The 1592-nt window shown below is 40.4% G+C and carries 1 protein-coding gene; it reads right to left on the reverse strand.

Annotated features, from left to right (window positions below; genetic code table 11):
- Positions 1–137: 137 nt before the first annotated feature.
- Complete coding sequence (locus ACH0BF_RS25045; protein ID WP_063442505.1) at positions 138–1340, reverse strand: IS110 family RNA-guided transposase; 1203 nt, start codon at positions 1338–1340, stop codon at positions 138–140.
- Between the last annotated feature and the right edge of the window lie 252 nt (positions 1341–1592).

The following is a 1592-nucleotide window of genomic DNA, read 5'->3' on the forward strand; positions in this document are numbered from 1 at the left end:
AACTAACCCAGCTAATAGTTTGTCAATATTTTTCTATAAATATTTTAAGAATTAGATGCTATACTAAAAATAGACATGCCAAATAACCTTCCATTTTCTATGTGGAAGGTTTTGGGTTTTTTAATTAAAATTTCTTTCTAATCTAAGTCAAGGAAAAGTTCTTTGCGTTTCAAAAGAGTATAAATCCAATGAATTAGCTTGTTGGCACAGGCTATAATTGCCACCTTAAAGGGTTTTCCTTCTTCTCGTTTTCTGTCATAGAAAGCTTTCAGCTTTTTATTTCGGGAACCTCTAATACCACAGAGAACAGCCATGTATAAGGCATGCCGAAGCCTGCTTGAGCCTCGTTTGGTGATACGGTTGATCGTAGCTGTAAACTTACCAGATGAGTGAACACTAGGATCTATACCGGCAAAGGCCACCAGTTTCTTAGGATGATTAAACCGATCAATTTCTCCTGTTTCAGAAATAATCGTGGCGGCGATCTTTTCTCCTATACCAGGGATTGATTGGATAATCTTATATTCTTCCAGTTCTCCAGCTAGGGCATCAATTTTGCTCTCCAACTGAGCTAGATGCTCTTGGTATTGGAGAACCATCTTGATATACATTTCTAGGCTGATGAGGTGACTGTGATATATAATGCTTTGAAATGGATTTCGTTTGGCTGCCTCCATTAGCTTTTTTGTTCTTTCCTTTGCCCACCGTTCGGAACGGCTCATACATAGTATGGCAATTCTTTCAGCTACTTTCGTTTCTCCAGCGTTTAATATAGCTTCTGACGTAGGAAACTCCAATAAAGTATGCAGAGATACTTTGGAGTACAAGTCACCAAACACACCTCTATACTCAGGAAACACCTGGTCTAAAATTGAATGAAACTGTAACTTGGCTTGAACACATAAACCCGTCAGGGTTTCATGCTGCCTAGTCAAATGTCGGAGGTTTAAAAGCTGAATTCCTCTTTTTTTATACGGTTCAAGTTCTTCTTTGTAGTAAAGTTCCCCTAGATGATAGGCATCAATGGCATCAGTTTTTACCTTGCGTAGACTGGCTTTTTTCGCTTGATAAGAGATGATAGGATTAATGACAATAAACAGGTAATAATGTTCCTCCAGAAACTGAATGACGGGAGTATGGTAGTGTCCTGTTGACTCTAAAACGACCGCAGGTTGATGTCCTGTCTGCTTTTCCACCTCTTTTAGAAAGTGAAGAAATGTATCTAATCCCTCACGTGTATGCTGAATGCCGAAGCTCTTTCCATAAGGTTTTCCTTTGTCTAAAAATGCCTGGGCTTGGCTTTCACCTTTCGCCACATCCAGACCAATTACTGGGTTCATGCTTGTTATCTCCTCCTGATTGAATGATTGCCGGTAACCCCTAATTCCTGCTTGCAGTTTCATAGCTTCGCTTGTTATACGGGATCGCAGTCCCAACCAGCCTCAAACATGTTTCTACAAGTAGGGGGCGAACAGGTTAGTTGGCGGAATCGTTGTTCCACGGGCAGGTACGTTCTACCCCGGCTACCGATAGGATAAATCCTAAACAAAAAAGATCAACCAGAAAAATCTGGCTGACCTTATAATACGAAC

The organism is Pseudobacillus sp. 179-B 2D1 NHS (genome assembly GCF_045370945.1).
Classification (GTDB): domain Bacteria; phylum Bacillota; class Bacilli; order Bacillales; family Domibacillaceae; genus Pseudobacillus.

Excerpts from the sequence above, each read along its gene's own strand:
- ACH0BF_RS25045 (WP_063442505.1), bottom strand. The coding sequence starts at position 1,340 with ATGAACCCAGTAATTGGTCTGGATGTGGCGAAAGGTGAAAGCCAAGCC.